The sequence below is a fragment of the Mangrovicoccus sp. HB161399 genome (assembly GCF_013184745.1).
Lineage (GTDB): Bacteria > Pseudomonadota > Alphaproteobacteria > Rhodobacterales > Rhodobacteraceae > Mangrovicoccus.
The window spans coordinates 20865-40670 of record NZ_JAATVU010000031.1; the positions used below are offsets into that span (position 1 = coordinate 20865).

The 19806-nt window shown below is 68.2% G+C and carries 19 protein-coding genes; 14 read left to right on the forward strand and 5 right to left on the reverse strand.

Going from position 1 to position 19806, the window contains the following annotated elements:
- The first annotated feature begins 11 nt into the window (after nucleotides 1–11).
- From HCC78_RS17555 to HCC78_RS17575, 5 genes are all read left to right on the forward strand, one after another.
- Complete coding sequence (locus HCC78_RS17555) at nucleotides 12–803, forward strand: ATP-binding cassette domain-containing protein (RefSeq protein ID WP_216671204.1); 792 nt, start codon at nucleotides 12–14, stop codon at nucleotides 801–803.
- Between the two features lie 13 nt (nucleotides 804–816).
- Complete coding sequence (locus tag HCC78_RS17560; protein ID WP_172330096.1) at nucleotides 817–2013, forward strand: Gfo/Idh/MocA family protein; 1197 nt, start codon at nucleotides 817–819, stop codon at nucleotides 2011–2013.
- Nucleotides 2014–2015: 2 nt separating this feature from the next.
- Nucleotides 2016–2849: a TIM barrel protein gene (locus tag HCC78_RS17565; protein WP_172330097.1), complete on the forward strand. Its 834-nt coding sequence runs from the start codon at nucleotides 2016–2018 to the stop codon at nucleotides 2847–2849.
- A 52-nt stretch (nucleotides 2850–2901) separates the two neighbouring features.
- Nucleotides 2902–3915 carry a sterol desaturase family protein gene (locus tag HCC78_RS17570; RefSeq protein WP_172330098.1) on the forward strand — a complete coding sequence of 338 codons (1014 nt, stop codon included), beginning with the start codon at nucleotides 2902–2904 and terminating at the stop codon, nucleotides 3913–3915.
- A gap of 72 nt (nucleotides 3916–3987) precedes the next feature.
- Entirely contained in the window at nucleotides 3988–4812 is an 825-nt protein-coding gene (locus HCC78_RS17575; protein WP_172330099.1) for a 3-methyl-2-oxobutanoate hydroxymethyltransferase, read from the forward strand.
- Here HCC78_RS17575 and HCC78_RS17580 read toward each other — a convergent pair.
- Entirely contained in the window at nucleotides 4791–5831 is a 1041-nt protein-coding gene (locus tag HCC78_RS17580) for a LacI family DNA-binding transcriptional regulator (protein WP_172330100.1), read from the reverse strand. The two genes, HCC78_RS17575 and HCC78_RS17580, sit on opposite strands and share 22 nt — an antisense overlap.
- A 166-nt stretch (nucleotides 5832–5997) precedes the next feature.
- Here HCC78_RS17580 and HCC78_RS17585 point away from each other — a divergent pair, with 166 nt between their 5' ends.
- The 9 genes from HCC78_RS17585 (at nucleotide 5998) to HCC78_RS17625 (ending at nucleotide 14907) form a co-directional block, all read left to right on the forward strand.
- Nucleotides 5998–7134 (forward strand): fatty acid desaturase family protein, encoded by a 1137-nt coding sequence (locus tag HCC78_RS17585; RefSeq protein ID WP_172330101.1) that lies wholly within the window; start codon nucleotides 5998–6000, stop codon nucleotides 7132–7134.
- A gap of 54 nt (nucleotides 7135–7188) precedes the next feature.
- The gene (locus HCC78_RS17590) at nucleotides 7189–7503 is read left to right on the forward strand and encodes a MocE family 2Fe-2S type ferredoxin (RefSeq protein ID WP_172330102.1); all 315 of its coding nucleotides are present in this window, start codon (nucleotides 7189–7191) and stop codon (nucleotides 7501–7503) included.
- Complete coding sequence (locus HCC78_RS17595; RefSeq protein WP_172330103.1) at nucleotides 7500–8663, forward strand: FAD-dependent oxidoreductase; 1164 nt, start codon at nucleotides 7500–7502, stop codon at nucleotides 8661–8663. The genes HCC78_RS17590 and HCC78_RS17595 overlap by 4 nt, the downstream gene beginning before the upstream one ends.
- Nucleotides 8664–8666: 3 nt before the next feature.
- Nucleotides 8667–9608, forward strand: a complete 942-nt coding sequence (gene purU / locus HCC78_RS17600; protein WP_172330104.1) for a formyltetrahydrofolate deformylase — start codon at nucleotides 8667–8669, stop codon at nucleotides 9606–9608.
- Nucleotides 9609–9796: 188 nt separating this feature from the next.
- Nucleotides 9797–10906, forward strand: coding sequence for a phytanoyl-CoA dioxygenase family protein (locus HCC78_RS17605; protein ID WP_172330105.1), 1110 nt, complete (start codon nucleotides 9797–9799; stop codon nucleotides 10904–10906).
- Nucleotides 10907–10962: 56 nt separating this feature from the next.
- Entirely contained in the window at nucleotides 10963–11913 is a 951-nt protein-coding gene (locus HCC78_RS17610; RefSeq protein WP_172330106.1) for a sugar ABC transporter substrate-binding protein, read from the forward strand.
- A 59-nt stretch (nucleotides 11914–11972) separates the two neighbouring features.
- Complete coding sequence (locus HCC78_RS17615; RefSeq protein WP_172330107.1) at nucleotides 11973–13094, forward strand: ABC transporter permease; 1122 nt, start codon at nucleotides 11973–11975, stop codon at nucleotides 13092–13094.
- Complete coding sequence (locus HCC78_RS17620) at nucleotides 13094–13912, forward strand: ATP-binding cassette domain-containing protein (RefSeq protein ID WP_172330108.1); 819 nt, start codon at nucleotides 13094–13096, stop codon at nucleotides 13910–13912. Before HCC78_RS17615 ends, HCC78_RS17620 begins: the two co-directional genes overlap by 1 nt.
- Nucleotides 13913–14022: 110 nt before the next feature.
- Nucleotides 14023–14907, forward strand: a complete 885-nt coding sequence (locus tag HCC78_RS17625; RefSeq protein ID WP_172330109.1) for a MurR/RpiR family transcriptional regulator — start codon at nucleotides 14023–14025, stop codon at nucleotides 14905–14907.
- Between the two features lie 113 nt (nucleotides 14908–15020).
- Here HCC78_RS17625 and HCC78_RS17630 read toward each other — a convergent pair whose 3' ends face one another.
- The 4 genes from HCC78_RS17630 to iolD form a co-directional block, all read right to left on the reverse strand.
- Nucleotides 15021–16094, reverse strand: coding sequence for a Gfo/Idh/MocA family protein (locus tag HCC78_RS17630; RefSeq protein ID WP_172330110.1), 1074 nt, complete (start codon nucleotides 16092–16094; stop codon nucleotides 15021–15023).
- Nucleotides 16095–16170: 76 nt separating this feature from the next.
- Complete coding sequence (locus HCC78_RS17635) at nucleotides 16171–16986, reverse strand: SDR family oxidoreductase (protein WP_172330111.1); 816 nt, start codon at nucleotides 16984–16986, stop codon at nucleotides 16171–16173.
- Entirely contained in the window at nucleotides 16983–17894 is a 912-nt protein-coding gene (gene iolE / locus HCC78_RS17640) for a myo-inosose-2 dehydratase (protein WP_172330112.1), read from the reverse strand. The genes HCC78_RS17635 and iolE overlap by 4 nt, the downstream gene beginning before the upstream one ends.
- 5 nt (nucleotides 17895–17899) lie before the next feature.
- On the reverse strand, nucleotides 17900–19771 hold the full coding sequence (gene iolD / locus HCC78_RS17645; RefSeq protein WP_172330113.1) for a 3D-(3,5/4)-trihydroxycyclohexane-1,2-dione acylhydrolase (decyclizing): 1872 nt from the start codon (nucleotides 19769–19771) through the stop codon (nucleotides 17900–17902).
- Nucleotides 19772–19806 lie beyond the last annotated feature (35 nt).

Here is a 19806-nt window from a genome sequence, read left to right on the forward strand (position 1 = left end):
GGGAGGAGACCATGACCGCCATCGAAACCATCGCCCCGTCCGAACCGCCCGTCATCGGCCTTGCGCCCGTGGGCACGCCGCTTCTGGAGATGCGCGACATCGTCAAGCGCTACGGCAGCTTCACCGCGCTCAACGGCATGAACTTCCATGTCAACGATGCCGAGGTCGTTGCGCTGCTGGGCGACAACGGCGCCGGGAAATCGACCCTCGTCAAGATGATGTCCGGCATCAACCCGCCGACCTCCGGAACCATCCTGGCGAACGGAAAGGAGGTCCAGTTCCGCTCGCGCGCCGACAGCGAGGCCGCGGGGGTGGAGACCATCTACCAGGACATCGCGCTGGTCGACGCCATGTCGATCACCCGCAACATCTTCCTCGGCCGCGAGATCGTGAAGCCTGGCGGCTTCCTCGACCACCGCGCGATGGAGGAGAAGACCATCGAGATCCTCGGCTCGGCCGTGCAGATCTCGGGGATCGACGACCCGGAGAAGGAGGTCGGCTTCCTCTCCGGCGGCCAGAAGCAGGCCGTCGCCATCGCCCGCGCGGTGCATTTCAAGCGCAACATCCTGCTCCTGGACGAACCGACCTCGGCGCTTTCCGTGCGCGAGACCGAGCATCTGCTGGCCTATGTCCGCGAACTGCGCGACCAGGGCACGTCCTCGGTGCTGGTGACCCACAACATCTACCATGCCTTCCAGGTCTGCGACCGCTTCGTGGTGATGAGCCATGGCCAGAAGGTCTTCGAGGCCGCGAAGGCCGACACCTCGATCGACGAGGTGACCTACCACGTGATCCGCACCTGAAGGGAGCCGAGGCATGGGACTCAGCACATCCGCAAATCTCCGCCATCCGCCGCTGGGACGCCGCCTGCGGCTGGGCTTCGTCGGCGGCGGCCGCGGCGGGCTCGTCGGCGAATGGCACGCCTCGGGCGCGCGGCTGTCGAACCACTGGGACATCGTCGCGGGCGCGCTCAGCTCCGATCCGGCCAATGCCGCGGCCTCGGCCCGCGACTGGTGCATTGCCGATGACCGTTCCTACGGCACCTATGGCGCCATGGCCGCGGCCGAGGCGGCGCGGGAGGACGGCATCGAGGCGGTGACGATCTGCACGCCGAACTGGACGCATTTCGACATGGCCTCGAGCTTTCTCAACGCCGGGATCGACGTCATCCTCGACAAGCCGATGGTCAACACGCTGGAAGATGCGCAGGCGCTGGTGAAGCTGCAGCGCGAGACCGGGCTCGTGCTGGCGATGACCTATCCCTACACCTACCACGCGATGGTGCGGCAGGCGAAGCTGATGGTCGCGGCAGGCATGATCGGCAAGGTGCGGCAGGTCCATGTCGAATACGTGCAGGACTGGGCGACCGGTCCCGCCGATCCCGAATTCAAGGGCGCGGCCTGGCGGCGCGACACCGCGAAGGTCGGCCGCGCCTCGGCCACCGGGGATATCGGCACGCATGCCTATCACCTGCTGAAATACGTCACCGGCGAGGACGTCGCGCAGCTGCGCGCGGATTTCCATGTCTGCGGCGCCGCGAAGGCGATGGAGGATACCGCCTTCGTCAACGTGAAGCTGGCGAACGGCGCGCCGGGGCTCCTGTGGATCACCCAGGCCGCGCCAGGGAATTTCTGCGGGCTGCGCCTGCGCGTCTTCGGCGAGACCGGAGCGCTGGAATGGGACCAGGAATTCCCAGAGCAGCTCCGCTTCGCGCCGCTGGACGCCCCGGTGCAGATCCTGACCCGCGGCACCGGATCCGGCATGCTGCCCGAGGCGGAGTCGCTGGTGGTCCTGCCCCGCGGCCATGGCGAGGCGCTGAGCGATGCCTGGGCCAATCTCTATGCCGAGATCGGCCTCGCGGTGGCCGCGCGCCGCTCGGGGCAGCGCCCGAACGACATGGGGCTGCATCTCAGCGACGTGGCCGAGGGCGCGAAGGGCGTGGCCTTCGTCCATGCCTGCGCCGACAGCCACGAGGCGGGCGGCGGCTGGGTCGGCCTGGCGGCGGAGGCATGAGCATGGGCTTCGCCGTCGCGGTCAACCGCACCTGCGCGCCGCAGATGTCCTTCCTCGACTTCCTCGCGCTGGCCCGCCAGGCCGGAGCAACGGCGGTCGAGATCCGCAACGACATGGGCGGCGAGCTCGACGGCCAGATGCCGGTCAGCGCGGTCCGGGCGATGCTCGACACCGCCGGGCTGCGCTGCGCCGCGCTGAACGCGCTGCAGCGCTTCAACGACTGGACGCCGGAGCGCGCCGACGAGGCACGGCAGCTGATCGCCCAGGCGGCGGCGCTCGGCGCTTCGGGCATCGTGCTGTGCCCGGTGGTCGATGCTTCTGCCGGCTGGAGCCCCGCAGAGGCGCATGACCGCCTCTGCGCCGGACTGTCCGGGCTCGCCCCGCTCTTCGAGGGCTCGGGCGTGAAGGGCCTCGTCGAGCCGCTGGGCATGGCGGGCTCCACCATGAAGCGGCAGGACGCCGCCGTCGCCGCGGTGGAAGACGCCGCGGGCTGGCGGAATTTCGCGCTCTGCCATGACACGTTCCAGTACTGGCGCTGCGGCGATGACCGGATGTTCCCGCAGCATTTCGGCATGGTCCATGTCTCGGGCATCGCGCGGCCCGACCTGGAGCCGGGCGAGCTGGACGAGCCGGACCGCGGGCTGGTCTTTCCCGGCGACCGGGCGGGCACCATCGCCCAGCTCAGGCAGATCCTCGCCGCGGGCTACCGCGGGACGGTTTCCTTCGAGCCTTTCGATCCCGAGGTGCAGCGCGACCCGCGCCTCGCCAACCATCTGGCCGCCAGCATCGACTATGTCCGCCTGACCGCGACGGACCCGGCGCGGGCGGCATCCTGAACCGCCGGGGGCCGCGCGCCCCCGCATGAGACGCCAAGAGAGGAGGAGGCTCATGGACGAGACTGCCCACGGCACGCGCGACCGGCGCGGCCACTATGTCCCCAAGGACCCGATAGAATCCGCCCCGATCTACGAGATGCCGCCGCACCCGAAGCGGGTGCTCTCGTGGCTGGTCGGCCATGACGGCTACCTGTTTCCCTGGAACGCGGCGCTCTTCGCCATCGCCGCCGGGATCTGGGTGCTGCTCACCCCGCCCATGGAGACCATGGCGACCCTGTCGCCGGGATGGATCCTGTACCTGCTGGCGCGCAACGCGGTGCTGATCACGCTGTTCTTCGGCGCCTTCCACCTGCGGCTCTACATGAAGCAGAAGCAGGGCACCGCCTTCAAGTACAACCCGAAATTCCCCGAGAAGGCCGGGCAGCGCGGCTTCCTCTTCGGCAGCCAGACCCGCGAGAACGTGTTCTGGACGCTGTGCAGCGGCGTGCCGATCTGGACCGCCTACGAGGTCCTGATGCTCTGGCTCTTCGCCTCCGGCAAGCTGCCCTGGCTGAGCTTCGCCGACAGCCCGGTCTGGTTCATCCTCTTCATGGCGCTGATTCCGATCTGGCGGGAGTTCCACTTCTACTGCATCCACCGCCTGATCCATTGGGGACCGTTCTACCGCTGGATCCACAAGCTGCACCACAACAACGTCAACCCGGGACCATGGTCGAGCCTGTCCATGCATCCCGTCGAGCATGCGCTCTATTTCTCGGTGGTGCTGATCCACGTGATCCTGCCCAGCCATCCGCTGCATGCGCTCTTTTCGCTGCACCATGCCGCCTTCGGCTCGCTGATCGGCCATATCGGCTTCGACAAGGTTGTGACCGGGGACCGCGCGGCGATGGATACGCATGCCTATTCCCACTACCTGCACCACAAGTTCTTCGAGGTGAACTACGGCGACGGGCTGGTCCCCCTGGACCGCGTCTTCGGCACCTTCCATGACGGCACGCCCGAGGGCGACCGGGCGATGGATGCACGCCGCCGCCGCCGGATGCAGAGCCAGCGCCAGGCCGGCTGACCCAGATACCTCCCGCCCGCGGCCGCCCCCCTCATCAGCGGCCGCGGGCATTTTGATCCCCAGGAGACGCCCATGCCCCCGACCAGACCCACCGTTGCCGACATCCGCGCGCTCAAGGGCGTGCGGCAGCTTTCCATGCTCTATGTCGAGACCGAGGACGAAGCCCGCGCCGCCGCCGCCGCGGGCATCGACATGCTGTCGATCATCGCCCCCATCTGGACGCCCTCCATGCGCGAGGCGGCGGGCAGCTGCTTCGTGCAGGTCGGGCTGCTCTATGGCGAGCTCGTCACCACCGAGGACTACCTGCGCGCGGGGTTCGACGCGCTCAGGACCGGCGGCGACGCCTTCTATTGCGCGGCCGGGCTGCCCACCGTGCGGGCAATGGCCGACGAGGGCCTGCCGGTCGTCGGCCATCTCGGGCTGATCCCGTCGCGATGCACCTGGACCGGCGGCTTCCGCGCCGTCGGCAAAACCGCCGACTCCGCGATGGAAATCTGGGCGCAGGCCCAGGCGCTGGAAGAGGCCGGGGCCTTCGGCGCGGAGCTGGAGGTCGTGCCCGACCGCGTCGCCGCCGAACTGACCCGCCGCTCGCCGCTGATCATGCTGGGCATGGGCGCCGGGCCGCATGCCGATGCGCAGTATCTCTTCGCCGAGGACGTGCTGGGCTGCACCAAGGGCCACAAGCCGCGCCACGCGAAGACCTACCGCGATTTCGCCGCCGAGCATGCGCGGCTCCAGCAGGAGCGGATCGCCGCCTTCGGCGAGTTCCGCGCCGATGTCGCTTCGGGCGCGTACCCCGAGGAGGGCCACAAGGTCGGGATCGCGGACGAGGAATTCGACGCCTTCCTCGCCCGGCTGGACCCGCTCGCCCCGGCTCAGAAGCTTTCCGGCAGGTAGAGCTGCATCGGAAGGAACTTCTGCACCCCCGACTCGGCAGGGCCGGATTTCAGCGCCTCGTCAGCCATGCGGAAGAAGTTCTGCAGGAGCTCCTCCACCGGCGAGTGGATCACCATCGAGACGTACCCGTCCGCCAGCGCGCGTCGCGTCGCCTCGGTGAACTCGTTGGCCACCACCTCGATCCGCGTGCCCGGGCGTTCGTCCCTCAGAGCGCGGATCAGCCCCTCGCGCCCGCCGCCCGCGCAGTAGATGCCCGCAAGCCGCGGATGGCGCGACAGGAGAGACAGCGTCGCCTCGTAGGTCAGCTTCGCGGTATCGAGATTGACCTGGGTGTCGAGCAGCCGGATGTCCGGGCGGTTCAGCCGGAACCAGGTGCGGAAGCCGGTCTCGCGCAGCTCGTGCCCGTGCCAGCGGTGCCCGCCGACGAAGATCGCCACCTCGCGCGGCGGATCGGTCTCGGGCAGCGCTCGGGCCAGCATCGAGGCCGCCGTCCGCCCGACCTTCAGGTTGTTCGTGCCGATATAGCCCGCCCGCACGCCCTGCGCGAAATCCGACAGGATGGCGAAGACCGGGATGCCCTCGCCGCGCAGCCGCGCAACCTCTTCGGTGATGCGCGGATGGTCGATGGAGACGAGCCCGATCGCCTGCACCCGCGCGGCCATGTCCCTCAGCGCGGCAATGATGTCATCCGGCGCGATCGACGGCAGGATGCCGGTCACCAGCTTGACCCGCGGCGCCTGGGACATCCCGGCCAGATCCGCCGCCACCTCCAGCATGTGGGCATAGAATTCCTCGTCCGAGTCGAGCACCAGAAGCCCCAGCGCCAGAACCGGCGCGCGCCCGGCAATGCGCTGTTTCAGAAGCGGAGTCGCATGGTAGCCGATGCGCCGCGCCGCCTCCAGCACGCGCAGCGCCGTGCCCTCGCGCACCGATTGGCGCCCGTTCAACACCCGGTCGACCGTTGCCACCGAAACGCCGCTCTCCTCGGCAAGATCCCGGATCGTGGGCCTCTTGGCCATGCTGTCCTCCCTCATATCCCCTCATCACTATTCATTGCGATTGAGGCATTTTGCAATGATTGATGCGTCGACGATGCGGATTCCGTTGAGCGCCCGGGCGGGCTTTCCTAGCCTCGGGAGAAGGAGAGCCGGAAACAACCGGCGGAAGATCAAGGGAGGGGCCGCGATGGCGCGGACGAACCGCGATTACGCGCTTCTGGGGCGCGACGCGAAGCTGGCCGAGGAGATCGGGCTGGTCTCGGCGCAATGGTATCACACCGACATGCCGCGCAAGGAGATGAAGGCGCTGATGAAGCGCGAGGACGGTCCCGCGATCCGCGACACCGCCATGCTCTTCGCCGCGATGGCGGTCTCGGCCCTGGGGGGCATCGCGCTCTGGCCCAGCTGGTGGTCGGCGCCGTTCTGGGCGGTCTACGGCGTGCTCTACGCCTCGGCGATGGACAGCCGCTGGCATGAATGCGGACATGGCAGCGCCTTCCGCACCCGCTGGATGAACGACGCGCTCTACCAGGTCGCCTGCTTCTGCATGCTGCGCAATCCGGTGCTCTGGCGCTGGAGCCATACCCGCCACCATACCGACACGATCATCGTCGGCCATGACCCCGAGATCATCGCCATGCGCCCCGCCGTCGTGGCACGGCTGGTGCTGAACCTCTTCGGGATCTTCGAATTCCTGGGCAATGCCCGGGCGCTCCTGACGCTGGCCGCGGGCCAGATGTCGGAGCAAGAGAAGTCCTACGTCCCCGAAAGCGAGCGCCCCGCCGCCTTCCGCATCGCGCGGATCTGGCTCGGCATCTACGCCTGCGTGGCCGCCGCGGCGCTTGCCATGGGCTCTATCCTGCCCTTCATGCTGGTCGGCCTGCCGATCTTCTACGGCAGCTGGCACATGGTCCTCACGGGATACATGCAGCATCTGGGGCTGGCCGAGAATGTGCTCGACCACCGGCTGAACTCGCGCACCGTCCTGATCAACCCGGTCAGCCGGTTCATCTACTGGAACATGAACTACCATGTGGAACACCACATGTTCCCGATGGTGCCCTATCACCGGCTGAAGGACCTGCACGAGCGCATCCGCCACGACCTGCCGCCCGCGCATCCCTCGATGCTCTCGGCCTACCGCGAGATCCTGCCTGCGCTGGTCCGGCAGTTCTCCAACCCCGACTGGTTCGTCAAGCGCACGCTGCCGCCGACCGCGAAACCCTACCGGCCCGAATTCCACGGCGATCTGGAACCCGGCCGTCCGACCCCCGGCATCGGCGGCTACGGCGGCCTGCCGCCGGACGCCGTCCCGGCCGAGTGACCGCGGCCCCTCACCGACCACACCATCCCCACGAGACCCCGACTGGAGCACATCATGCCCTGGATCAAAGCCTGCACGACCGGAGACATCGAGGAAGAGGACCTGATCCGCTTCGACCATGGCGGCCGCAGCTTCGCCGTCTATCACAGCCCCGACGGCGAGTTCTTCTGCACCGACGGGCTCTGCACCCATGAGGACGTGCATCTCGCCGACGGGCTTGTGATCGACTACGTGATCGAATGCCCCAAGCATAACGGCCAGTTCGACTACCGCACCGGCGAGGCGATGCGCGCCCCGGTCTGCAAGGATCTCGGCACCTATCCGGTGAAGGTCGAAGGCACCGACGTGCTGATCGAGGTCCCGGCGTGACCTCGGTCGCCATCATCGGCGCGGGCGAGGCCGGGGTGCGCGCCGCCTTCGCCCTGCGCGAGATGGGGCATGACGGCCCGGTGACGCTGGTCTCGGAGGAGGAGAGCCTGCCCTACGAACGGCCGCCCCTGTCGAAGGCGGGCGGCGCAACGCGGCCGATCATGCCGCGGGAGGCGTATGAAGCGCAGGGCATCTCGCTGAGGCTGGGCCTGGCCGCGACCGGCATCGACCTTGCCGGGCGACGGCTCGAGACCGGGGACGGGATGCTGCCCTATGACCGGTTGCTGATCGCAACCGGAGCCGAGGCACGGCGCCTGCCCGGCTGCCCGCAGGCGCTGGTGCTGCGCCGCGACAGCGATGCCGCCCGCATCCTGCCGCTGCTGGAGCCGGGTCTGCGTCTTGTCATTCTCGGCGCCGGGCTGATCGGACTGGAGCTCGCGGCAACGGCGCGGGCGAAAGGCGCGGAGGTCACGGTGATCGAGGCGGCGCCGCGCATCCTCGGGCGCGCCGTGCTGCCGGAACTGGCGGAGCGGCTGGCCGGGCGCCATGCCGCCGAAGGCGTCCGGCTGATCACCAGCGCCACGGCAGAACCCCTGGCGGGCGGCGTGCGGCTGCCCGATGGCGAGGTCATCGCGGCGGATCTGCTGGTCGCCGGGATCGGCTCGGAGCCGCGCACCGATCTGGCCGAAGCGGCCGGGCTGGCGGTGGAGAACGGCATTCTGGTCGATGCCGGGTTCCGCACCTCGGCCGAGGGCGTCTTCGCCGCCGGGGATTGCTGCGCCATCCGGCAGGGCGGGCGCAGCCTGCGGCTGGAAAGCTGGCGCATGGCCCGCGACCAGGGCGAGCGCGCCGCCGCCGCCATCGCCGGGGCCGCACCCCTGGCAGATCCCCTGCCCTATTTCTGGTCCGACCAGTATGACCTCTGTTTGCAGGTGGCCGGCCTGCCCGACATGGCCGCCCCCGCCATCCGCCGCGAGGTGCCGGGGGGGCTGCTGCTGTTCCAGACCGGCGCGGACGGGCGGCTGGTCTCGGTCTCCGGCCTTGGCAGCGGCACGGCGCTCTCGAAGGACATCAAGCTTGCCGAGCGGCTGATCGCCCGCGGCGCCACCCCCTCCGCGGAGGCGCTCGCCGATCCCGCGCAATCGCTGAAAAGGCTCTGACCCATGACCGATGCTCCCCTGGCCGAGGCCCGGCCCCGCCCCGCCGCAAGCGGGCCATCCGCGCCGAGCTACTGCCTGACCGTCACCTGCCCGGCCGCCCGCGGCATCGTCGCCGCCATCGCGGCCTTCCTGTCGGAGGCGGGCTGCAACATCACCGACAGCGCGCAGTTCGATGATGCGGAGACGGGCCGCTTCTTCATGCGCGTCAGCTTCGCCCCGGAAACCGGCGCCACGCTGCAGGCGCTCTGCGACGGCTTCGCCGGGACCGCGGCCCGCTTCGGCATGGAGGCCGCCTTCCATGACGAGAGCGCGAAGATGAAGGTCATGGTGATGGTCTCGAGCTTCGGCCACTGCCTGAACGACCTGCTCTACCGCTGGCGGATCGGCGGGCTGCCGATCGAGATCACCGGCGTGGTGTCGAACCACCTGACCTGCCAGAAGCTGGTGGTGAACCATGACATCCCGTTCCACCACATCGAGGTGACGAAGGACAACAAGTCCAAGGCCGAGGCGCGCATCCTGCGCCTCGCCGAGGACACCGGGACCGAGCTGATCGTGCTGGCGCGCTACATGCAGATCCTGTCGGACGAGATGTGCACCAGGATGTCGGGGCGGATCATCAACATCCACCATTCCTTCCTGCCGTCGTTCAAGGGGGCCAACCCCTACAGACAGGCCCATGCGCGCGGGGTGAAGCTGATCGGCGCGACCTCGCACTACGTGACCGCGGATCTCGACGAGGGCCCGATCATCGAGCAGGACACGGTGCGCGTCACCCATGCGCAATCGGCGGCGGACTATGTCAGCCTCGGCCGCGACGTCGAGGCCCAGGTCCTGGCCCGCGCGATCCATGCCCATATCCACCGCCGGGTGTTCCTCAACGGCAGCCGCACGGTGGTCTTCCCCGCCTCGCCCGGCTCCTACGCCTCGGCCCGGATGGGCTGATCCCGGCCAAGGCCGCTGCAGGGCCCTGCCCGCCGGAAGGCGGCGCAGGGCCCTGTGCGTTCCGGCTGCGCAATCTCTTGCAACGGAAATTGCAGTACGGGATTGACTGGCCGGATTAATTGCAATTAACGTTGCAGGGAGGGCGCGGCACGGAGGACCTGACCGCGCGGGAGACCTGGAGGACGGACATGAAGGATCTCGCGGCAAGCTGCCGGAGCGAGGATTTCCTCGACCTGATCGCAACCGAAACCACGCCTGCCATGTGCCCGACGGCCGCGGCCGTCGAGAAGGGCATCCCGGTCTATGACGGTGCCGCGGTCGGCGAGGAGACCGCGGCGGAATGGGCTTCGGTGATCGGCCGGGGACCGGGCGTCTTCGTGGTGCGCGGCGCCTTCGCCGACCTCGAGGCGATCGACGCCGCGACGGCGGTCTTCCGGCGGATCATTGCCGAGGAGCGCGAGTCCAACGGCGGCGGCGCCGACCATTTCGCCGCGGCAGGCGCCAATGACCGGATCTGGAACTCGCTGCAGAAGCTCTGCCTGAAGGACCCGGCCGTCTACGCGCGCTACATGGCCAACCCGGTGATCGACCTGGCCTGCCGCGCCTGGCTGGGTCCGGGCTACCAGATCGCCACGCAGGTCAACCAGGTCCGTCCCGGCGGCAAGGCGCAGGCGCCGCACCGCGACTACCATCTGGGCTTCATGAGCGTCGCGCAGATGTCGGAATATCCCGCGCATATCCACGCGATGGCGCCGACGCTGGTCCTGCAGGGCGGCGTGGCGCATTCCGACATGCCGGTCGAGAGCGGCACGACCAAGCTGCTGCCGCATTCGCAGAAATACCTGGAGGGCTATGTCGCCGCGACCCTCCCGGAGTTCCGCGCGATCTTCGAGGACCATTGCGTGCAGCTTCCGCTGTCGAAGGGCGACGCGATCTTCTTCAGCCCGGCGCTGTTCCATGCCGCGGGCGAGAACGTGACCGAGGACGTCACGCGCATGGTCAACCTGATCCAGACCAGCCACGCCTTCGCCCGCTCGATGGAAACGGTCGATCGGCGCAGCATGTCGAAGGCGGTCTATCCGCATCTGTCCGCGCTGTCCGCCGAGGGCGCGGCCGCGGTGATCGCGGCCACGTCGGAGGGCTACCCGTTCCCGACCAACCTCGACACCGACCCGCCGGCCGGAGGGCTGGCGCCGGAAACGCAGGCCGACGTGATGGCCCGCGCGCTGCGCGAAGGCTGGGACGGCGAGGCGCTCGCAGAAGCGCTGGACCGCCGGGCGGCCGTGCGGCGCGCCTGACACAGGAATACCGCATGGCCCCGGCGGGAGGGAACGGGGTCGCAAGGGAGGATTGAATGAAAACGCTTCTGAAGACCGTGGCCATGGCGGCCGCACTTGCCTCGGCTGCCATCACGGCATCGGCACAATCCGACGACGACATTTCCTTCGTCTGGATCAGCCACGGGCCCGACAGCGACAGCTGGTTCAACGTAATCAAGAACGCGATCCGCGTCGCCGACCAGCAGATGGGCACCTCGACGGAGTACCGCAACCCGCCGACCGGCGACCTTGCCGACATGGCGCGCATCGTCCAGCAATCGGCCGCGGCGGGCGTCGACGGCATCATCGTGACCATCGCCGATTACGACGTGCTCGAAGGGCCGATCAAGGACGCGGTCGCCTCGGGCATTCCGGTGGTCACCGTCAATTCCGGCACCGTGGAGCAGAGCAAGCAGCTCGGCGCGCTGCTGCATGTCGGCCAGCCGGAATACGAGGCCGGCTTCGGCGCGGGCGAGCGCGCCAAGAAGGAAGCGGGCGTGACCTCGTTCCTCTGCGTCAACCACTACATCTCCAACCCCGCCTCGGTGGAACGCTGCCGCGGCTTCGCCGACGCCATCGGCGTCGACCTGGGCAGCCAGATGATCGACAGCGGCATGGACCCCTCGGAGATCGAGAACAAGGTCGAGGCCTTCCTGACCTCCAATCCCGATACCGGCGCGATCCTGACGCTCGGCCCGAACTCGGCAGCGCCGACGGTCAAGGCGGTGAAGGACATGGGGCTCGACGGGGCGATCTATTTCGGCACCTTCGACCTCTCGCCCGAGATCTCGGCGGCGATCAAGGAAGGCGTGATCAACTTCGCCATCGACCAGCAGCCCTTCCTGCAGGGCGCGATGCCGGTGATCATCCTCGCCAACTATGTCCGCTACGGCGTGGCGCCCGCGAATTCGATCTTCACCGGGCCGGGCTTCGTCACCAAGGACAACATCGACATGGTCGAGTCGCTCGCGGGCGAATTCCGCTGAGCCCTTCCAAGGCCGGGCCCCGGCGGCCCGGCCCTCCCCATTCCAGGAGTCCCATTGCCATGACGGATGCCACCGCATCTGCGCAGGCCGACGAACGCGTCCGCGACGTCTCCGCGCTCCGCCGCGCCCTGATCCGCCCCGAGCTGGGCGGGATCTGCGGCACCATCCTCGTCTTCCTCCTCTTTGCTTCCATCGCCGGGGACAGCGGCATGTTCGGCCTGTCGGGCGTGATGAACTGGACCACCGTCTCGGCCCAGTTCATGATCATCGCGGTCGGCGCCTGCCTGCTGATGATCGCGGGCGAATTCGACCTCTCGGTCGGCTCGATGATCGGCTTTTCCGGCATGCTGATGGCGATCTTCTCGGTCCATCTCGGCCTGCCCATGTGGTCGGCGCTGCTCTTGACCTTCGCGATCTGCACGGTGATCGGCGGGCTGAACGGCTGGCTGGTGATCAAGACCGGGCTGCCGTCGTTCATCGTCACGCTGGCCTCGCTCTACATCCTGCGCGGCGCCACCATCTGGGGATCGATCTACTTCACCCGCCAGACGATCATCTCGGGCGTCGGCGAGAAGGCAGAGGGCGACTGGCTGGCCTGGCTTTTCGGCGGCAAGGTCCTCGGCGGGCTCTTCACCTGGATGGGCAACCAGGGCTGGATCGATGTCTTCACCCGCGGCAACCGGGCCGGGCAGCCTGTGGTCGACGGCATCCCGATGCTGATCGTCTGGGCGGTCGGCCTAGCCATTCTCGGCCACTGGCTGCTGACCCGCACGAAAACCGGGAACTGGATCTTCGCGGCAGGCGGCGACAAGCAGGCCGCGCTCTATGTCGGCGTGCCGGTGGCGCGGGTGAAGATCGCGATGTTCATGGTCTCGGCCTTCTGCGCTACGGTCTTCGCCGCCTGCCAGGTGATGGAATTCGGCTCGGCCGCCGCCGACCGCGGGCTGCTGAAGGAATTCGAGGCAATCATCTGCGTGGTGATCGGCGGCGCGCTGCTGACCGGGGGCTACGGCTCGGTGATCGGCGCGGCGCTCGGCGCGATCATCTTCGGCGTGGTCCAGCAGGGGCTGTTCTTCGCCAATGCCGAAAGCTCGCTCTTCCGGGTGTTCCTCGGGGTCATCCTGCTCGTGGCGGTGATCATGAACACCTATATCCGCCGCATCATCACCGGAGAACGCTGATGACCACCGACTCCACCTTCCACCACGGCGATCCCGCGACCGGCGCGCCGATCCTCGAGATGCGCGACATCGCCAAGCATTTCGGCCATGTCATCGCGCTGAACGGCGTCAGCTTCGACATCCGCTCGGGCGAGTGCCACTGCCTGCTGGGCGACAACGGCGCCGGGAAATCGACCTTCATCAAGACCATGTCGGGCGTCCACAAGCCGACCTCGGGCGAGATGTTCGTCGAGGGCCGCCCGGTGCGCTTCGACAGCCCGCGCGACGCGATGGCGGCGGGGATCGCCACCGTCTACCAGGACCTCGCCATGATCCCGCTGATGAGCGTGGCGCGGAACTTCTGGATGGGGCGCGAGCCCGAAAAGGGCACCTTCCCCTTCCGCCAGCTCGACATGAAGGCCGCAAGCGAGATCGTCATGGAGGAAATGAACCGCATGGGCATCCACCTGCGCGGCCCCGACCAGGCGGTCGGCACGCTCTCGGGCGGCGAGCGGCAGACCGTGGCCATCGCCCGCGCGGTCTATTTCGGCGCCAAGGTGCTGATCCTCGACGAGCCGACCTCCGCGCTCGGCGTGCGCCAGACCTCGAACGTGCTGGCGACCATCGACAAGGTCAGGAAACAGGGCGTCGGCGTGGTCTTCATCTCGCACAACGTCCGCCATGCGCTGGCAGTCGGCGACCGCTTCACCGTTCTCAACCGAGGACAGACGCTGGGCACGGCGCGGCGCGGCGAAGTCGATGCCTCCGAGCTGCAGGACCTGATGGCCGGCGGGCGCGAGCTGGCGGAACTGGAGGGCTCTCTGGGCGGCACGATCTGACGCTGCGGCACACGCGCCGGTTGTCTTGCAATTATCGTTGCAGCAATTAAGCTGCGGATTGCACACGAGTTCCCGGCCAGCGGTTTGGCCCCATGAAGGAGACAGCACCGATGGCCGAAATCCCCCAGGTGCCCGCCGCGCCGAAGGATTACGAGACGCTGATCCGTCTGATCCATGACCGCCACGGCCAGATGAGCAAGACCTACCAGAAGATCTCGGTCTACCTGACGCAGAACCCGAACGACGTGGCGGTGCAGTCGGTCAATGCCATTGCCGAACATTGCGGCATCCACGCCTCGTCCTTCGTGCGCTTCGCCCAGTCGCTGGGCTATACCGGCTTCAAGGACCTGCAGAAGCTGTTCCAGAAGCGGCTGGCCACAGCCGCGCCGGGCTTCGAGGCCCGGAAGCAGGCGCTGGAAGCCGAACTGGAGAACCGCGAGGACCTGTCGGAATACGGCTTCCTCCGCGAGCTGGTGGTGCGCGACATCGCCTCGCTCGAAGGGCTTCTGGAACAGACCCCGCCCGAGGACCTGACCCGCGCCGCCGACATGATCGTGGCGGCGCGCGACGTCTACATCGTCGGCCAGCTGCGCTCCGCCCCGGTGGCGGAGCTCCTGCGCTATGTCCTGACGATGCTGGGCAAGCGGGTGGTGCTGCTGGACACTGGGGGCGGACTGGCGACGCACATGGCGCACACGATGGACGGGGACTCGCTGCTTTTCGCGGTCTCCTTCCGCTTCTACGCCAACGAGGTGGTGAACATCGTCGAGGAGACGCAGGCGCGCGGCGTGCCGATCATCGCGATCTCCGACAGCACGCTGAGCCCGCTGGCGAAATCCGCCGACGTGCTGTTCGCCGTGCCGGAGCACGACTACACCTTCTCGCGCTCGCTGGCGGCCCCGATGTGCCTGGCGCAGGCCATCACCGTGGCGGTCGCCGCCCGCGTGCAGGAAAATGCCGAAAGCCCGCGCATCCCCACCGTCACCGGCGCCTGACCCCTGTTCCGCGCGGGAGCGGCATGCCGGCCCGGTCCGGCGGCCCTGGGGAGCGGGAACCCGGCGGCAGCCGGGTCCGCGCCTTCCTGCCCGTCGGCGGGACCGGGGGGAGGCTAGAGCACGAGCCGCCGGTCGGTGACCGGCAGGCGGCGGGCCATCCCGGTGCCCCGCCGGAACGGCAGGACAGGCGCGCCGATCCGCTGCGGCAGGCCGGTCTTCGCCGCTTGCTCGATCGCCAGCAGCGCGTGCATGTCGGCCAGCCCCTCCTCGCCGTCAGGACCGGGCCGCCGCCCTTCGAGGATGCAGTCCGAGAAATAGGCCGCCTGGCCCGCGAAATGGTCGACCTGGGGATGGTCCACCGTGACGAATTCGTCCGCCTTCACCGCCAGGAGCCGCTGGGCCAGGTCGAAGCGGAAGCCGGGATTCAGCGTCAGGCTGCCTTCGGTGCCGACCACCGTATAGCTGTCGACGGCATCCGCCCCGAAGCTCGCCAGGAACTGCGCGATCCTGCCTTCCGGAAAGGTCAGCGTCACCGCGATGCTTTCCTCCACCTCGGCGAAGCGCGGATCCGTGCCATGGCTCTTCACCGCGACCGCCTCAACCGGCTCGGCGCCGAAGACGTGGCGCGCCGCGTTCAGGCAATAGACGCCGACATCCTGCAGCGGACCGCCCCAATGGCCCGCGGACAGGCGGTGGTTGCCCTCTGGCAGAAGGAAGGAGAAGATCGAGGAGAAGAGCTTAGGCTCGCCGATCTCTCCGGCCGCGATCCGCGCCATCAGATCCGCCGTGCCGGGCTCGCAATGCAGCCGGTAGGCGGTCATCAGCCAGACCCCCGCCTCCGCCGCGGCGGAGATCATCGCCTCCGCCTCGGCGACCGAGATGGCCAGCGGCTTTTCGACCATCACATGCTTGCCCGCCCGCGCGGCGCGGATGGCGTAATCGGCATGCATCGAATTCGGCAGCGCGACATAGACCGCGTCGCACAGATCCGCGGCCAGCATCGCGTCGAACCCGTCATAGCCGGTGACGTGCGGGATGCCGTGGAACCCGGCGAGCCTTCGGGCCGTCTCCGGCGAGCCGCTGACCAGCACGGAAACCTCGGAATTGGCGGCCTGGGCGATGCCGGGCAGGAAGGCCTCCTGCGTGATCCAGCCGGCCCCCACGACCGCGTATCGTATCGTCTTCATGTCATTCCTCCCAGCGCAGCCGCCTCCCGCCCCGCAGGATGTCCTGCCGGGGGCGCGGCGCGCCATCGCTGTCTAGTCAGAGGGCCATCGGCCCGTCCGGTGTCGGCGGGGCCGCGGCGAAGCCGCCCCAGACCGACTGGTCGAAGGGGATCACCGCGCCGGTCATCATCCCGCTGTCCTCCGAGGCAAGGAACAGCGCGGCGCGCGCCACTTCCACCGGATCGATCAGCCGCCCGAACGGCATGCCCTCCGCCACCTTGTCCAGCCAGTCCGGATCGCCGCGCTCGGCCGCCTGCAGCGCCTTCTCGTTATCCGACGCCATCCAGCCGATATCGAGCTGGTTGACCCGGATGCGGTTGCGCATCAGCGCGAAGGCCGAGTTGCGCGTCAGCGAGGCCAGCGCGCCCTTCGAGGCGACATAGGGCGAGATGAAGGGCTGACCGGCCAGTTCCGAAACCGAGCCGATATTGACGATGCTGCCCTCGATGCCCTGCCGGATCATCAGCCGCGCCGCCTCCTGCATCAGGAAGAACGGGCCGCGCACATTGACGGCGAACATCCGGTCGAAGAGCTCCGGCGAGGTGTCGAGCAGCGTCCCCCGCTCGGTCAGGCCGGCGGCATTGACCAGAACGTCAACCCGTCCGAAGACCCGCTTGGCCTCCAGGATCACGCCCTGCGCCTCGGCGGTGACACCGAGATCGGCCGCGGCGAAGGCGACCGGCACGCCGGTTTCCTCCGTGATCTCCGCGGCCACCTTGCGGCCTTTCTCAGCGCCGCGGCCGCAGATCACCAGCCCCTCGGCTCCGGCGGCGGCAAAGATTCGCGCGGTCGCCGCGCCGAGTCCCTGGGTGCCGCCGGTGATGACCGCGATCTTTCCGTCGAGCCGGTTCATGCAGGGACGCCCTCCGTGCCTGCCACGGTGTAGCCCGCCGCCGCCATGACGCGCATGAGTTCCGCATGGCCCTTCACCGCCATGTCCAGCGGCGGCGAGACCTTGGGATCCTGCTCCGCCTCGACGACGAACCAGCCCTCGTAGCCCTTCGCCGCCAGCGCCTTGACGATCGCCTCGAAATCGAGGCTGCCATCGCCCGGCACGGTGAAGGCGCCCTTCACCACTGCATCGAGGAAGCTTTCCCGGCTGCGGTCGAGCGCGTCGATGACCGGCATGCGCACGTCCTTCACATGGACATGGATGATGCGGGCATGGTGCTTTTCGATCACCGAGAACACGTCCCCCCCAGCAAAGGCCATATGACCGGCATCGAAGAGAAGCGGCACCGAGGAGTGCTTCATCAGCAGGTCGAGCTCAGCCTCGGTCTCGATCGCCGCCGCCATGTGGTGATGATAGGCCAGCGGCATCCCCTGCTCCGCGCACCAGTCGGCGAACTCGCTCATCTTGCGGCCATAGGCAGCGATCTCCGCCTCGGAGAGCTTCACTTTCGTCGCCAGCGGCGCTGTCTGCACGCCCTGGATCGACCGCGCGGTCTCGCCGTAGACGAGGCAGGGCGCACCCGCGGCAACGAAGAACTCCAGCTGTTCGGCCACGCGGTCCTTTTCCGCCTCGAGATCGCCGTCGAGCAGCAGGCCGGAGAACCAGCCGCCGCAGACCGAGATGCCGTGCCGCGCCAGCACCGGGCCGAGCTGGGCCATGTCCATCGGGAACCGCCGCCCGGTCTCCATGCCGGTGAAGCCCGCGACCGACGCCTGCCGCAGGCATTCGTCGAGCGAGACATCGTCGCTGAGTTCCTCCAGATCGTCATTCCACCAGGCGATGGGCGCTATGCCGAGTTTCGCTTCCATGTCCGTCACACTCCCACCCGCTGCTTCCGGCGGATTTCATCCTGGGCCTCGCGTGCCTCGCGCACGGTCCCGAAATTCGATACTTCCGGCACGCCGACATCCCAGTCGGCATCGCCCGGCACCCATTTCCATGCATCCGACACGATGCTCAGCACGGTGGGCCCGTCATTGCCCTGCGCCCATTCCATCGCGGCCTCCAGATCGGCGAGGCTCTCGCAGTGCCGCGCCTTTGCGCCCATCGCCTCGGCGTGCTTCGCGAAATCGACATGCAGCGGATTTTCCCGGTTCTGCACCCGGCAGTCGGTCAGGAGGTTGTTGAAGCCCGGCACGCCCTTGAACTGCTGCAGCCGGTTGATCACTGCGTAGCCGCCGTTGTCGCAGACCACGACGATCATCTTGTGGCCGGTCAACGCTGCCGAATAGATGTCTGAATTCATCATCATGTAGGTGCCGTCGCCCAGCATGACGATGGGCGTGCCGCCCGCCCCCCCGGGACCTTCCTGGGCCATGGCGCAGCCCCAGCCGGCCGCGATCTCGTAGCCCATGCAGGAGAATCCGAACTCGCAGTCGAAGGTGTTGGGGTTCTTCACCTTCCAGTTCTTGGTGATCTCGCCGGGCGTGCCCCCGGCCGCGCCGATCAGCGTATCCTCGGGGCGGGCGCACTTGTTCAGAACGCCAATCACCTGCGCATAGGACGGCACCGGCGTGTTGGTGGGCTGCTGGTGCTCGTCCAGCGTCTCGTTCCACTTGGCGAACAGCGCCTTGGCCTTCGGCATCAGATCGGCAGGCGCCGTCCAGTTGCCCAGGGCGTTGTCGAGGTCGCCCACGGTTTCCAGCGCGTCGCCGATCACGGCATGAGCGCGGTGCTTCACCGCGTCGAAGCGCGCGGCATTGATCGACACGAACTGCGCGTCCTTGGAAAACGCCGTCCAGGAGCCGGTGGTGAAATCCTGCAGCCGCGTGCCGATGGCGAGGATCACGTCCGCCTCTGCCGCAAGCGCATTGGCCGAGGTCGAGCCGACGATGCCGATCGGACCGGCATGGACGGGGTGGTCATGGGTCAGCCCGCCCTTGCCGGCGATGGTCTCGACCACCGGAATGCCGCGCTTTGCCGCGAATTCGGCAACCGCTTCCTCGGCCAGCGAATAGCGCACGCCGCCGCCCGCGATGATCAAGGGTTTCGAGGCGTTTCGCAGGATCTCCGCCGCGGCCTCGACGGCCTGGCGGTCGGGACGCGGCCGCGGGATGTGCCAGACCTTGGGATCGAAGAACACCTCGGGGTAGTCGAAGGCCTTTTCCTGCGTGTCCTGCGCCAGCCCGATGAAGGCGGGTCCGCAGGTAGCGGGGTCCAGCATCGTGGCAATTGCCTGCGGCAGCGAGGTGATGATCTGCTCGGGCAGCGTGATCCGGTCCCAGTAGCGCACCACCGGCTTGAAGGCGTCGTTCACCGTCACCGTCGGATCGCCGAAATGCTCCACCTGCTGCAGCACCGGGTCCGGCAGCCGGTTGGCGAAGGTGTCGCCCGCGAGCAGCAGCACCGGCAGGCGGTTCGCCATCGCCGTCCCGGCCGCCGTCACCATGTTGGCCGCCCCCGGCCCGATTGAGGTTGCCGCGATCATGATCTGCCGCCGCCGCTTGGCCTTGGCGAATCCTACCGCGGCCAGCGCCATGGACTGCTCGTTCTGCCCCCGCCAGGTCGGCAGCCGGTCCTGCACCTGCTCCAGCGCCTCCGACAGGCAGGTCACGTTGCCATGTCCGAAAATCCCGAAAAGCCCGGCGAAGAGCGGCACCCGCTCGCCGTCGATCTCGGTGAACTGGTTCGTCAGGTAGCGCACGAGGGCCTGGGCCATCGTGAGGCGCACGGTTTCCCGAGTCATCTTGTCTCCTCCTCTGATTTGACGCCAGCTTATGA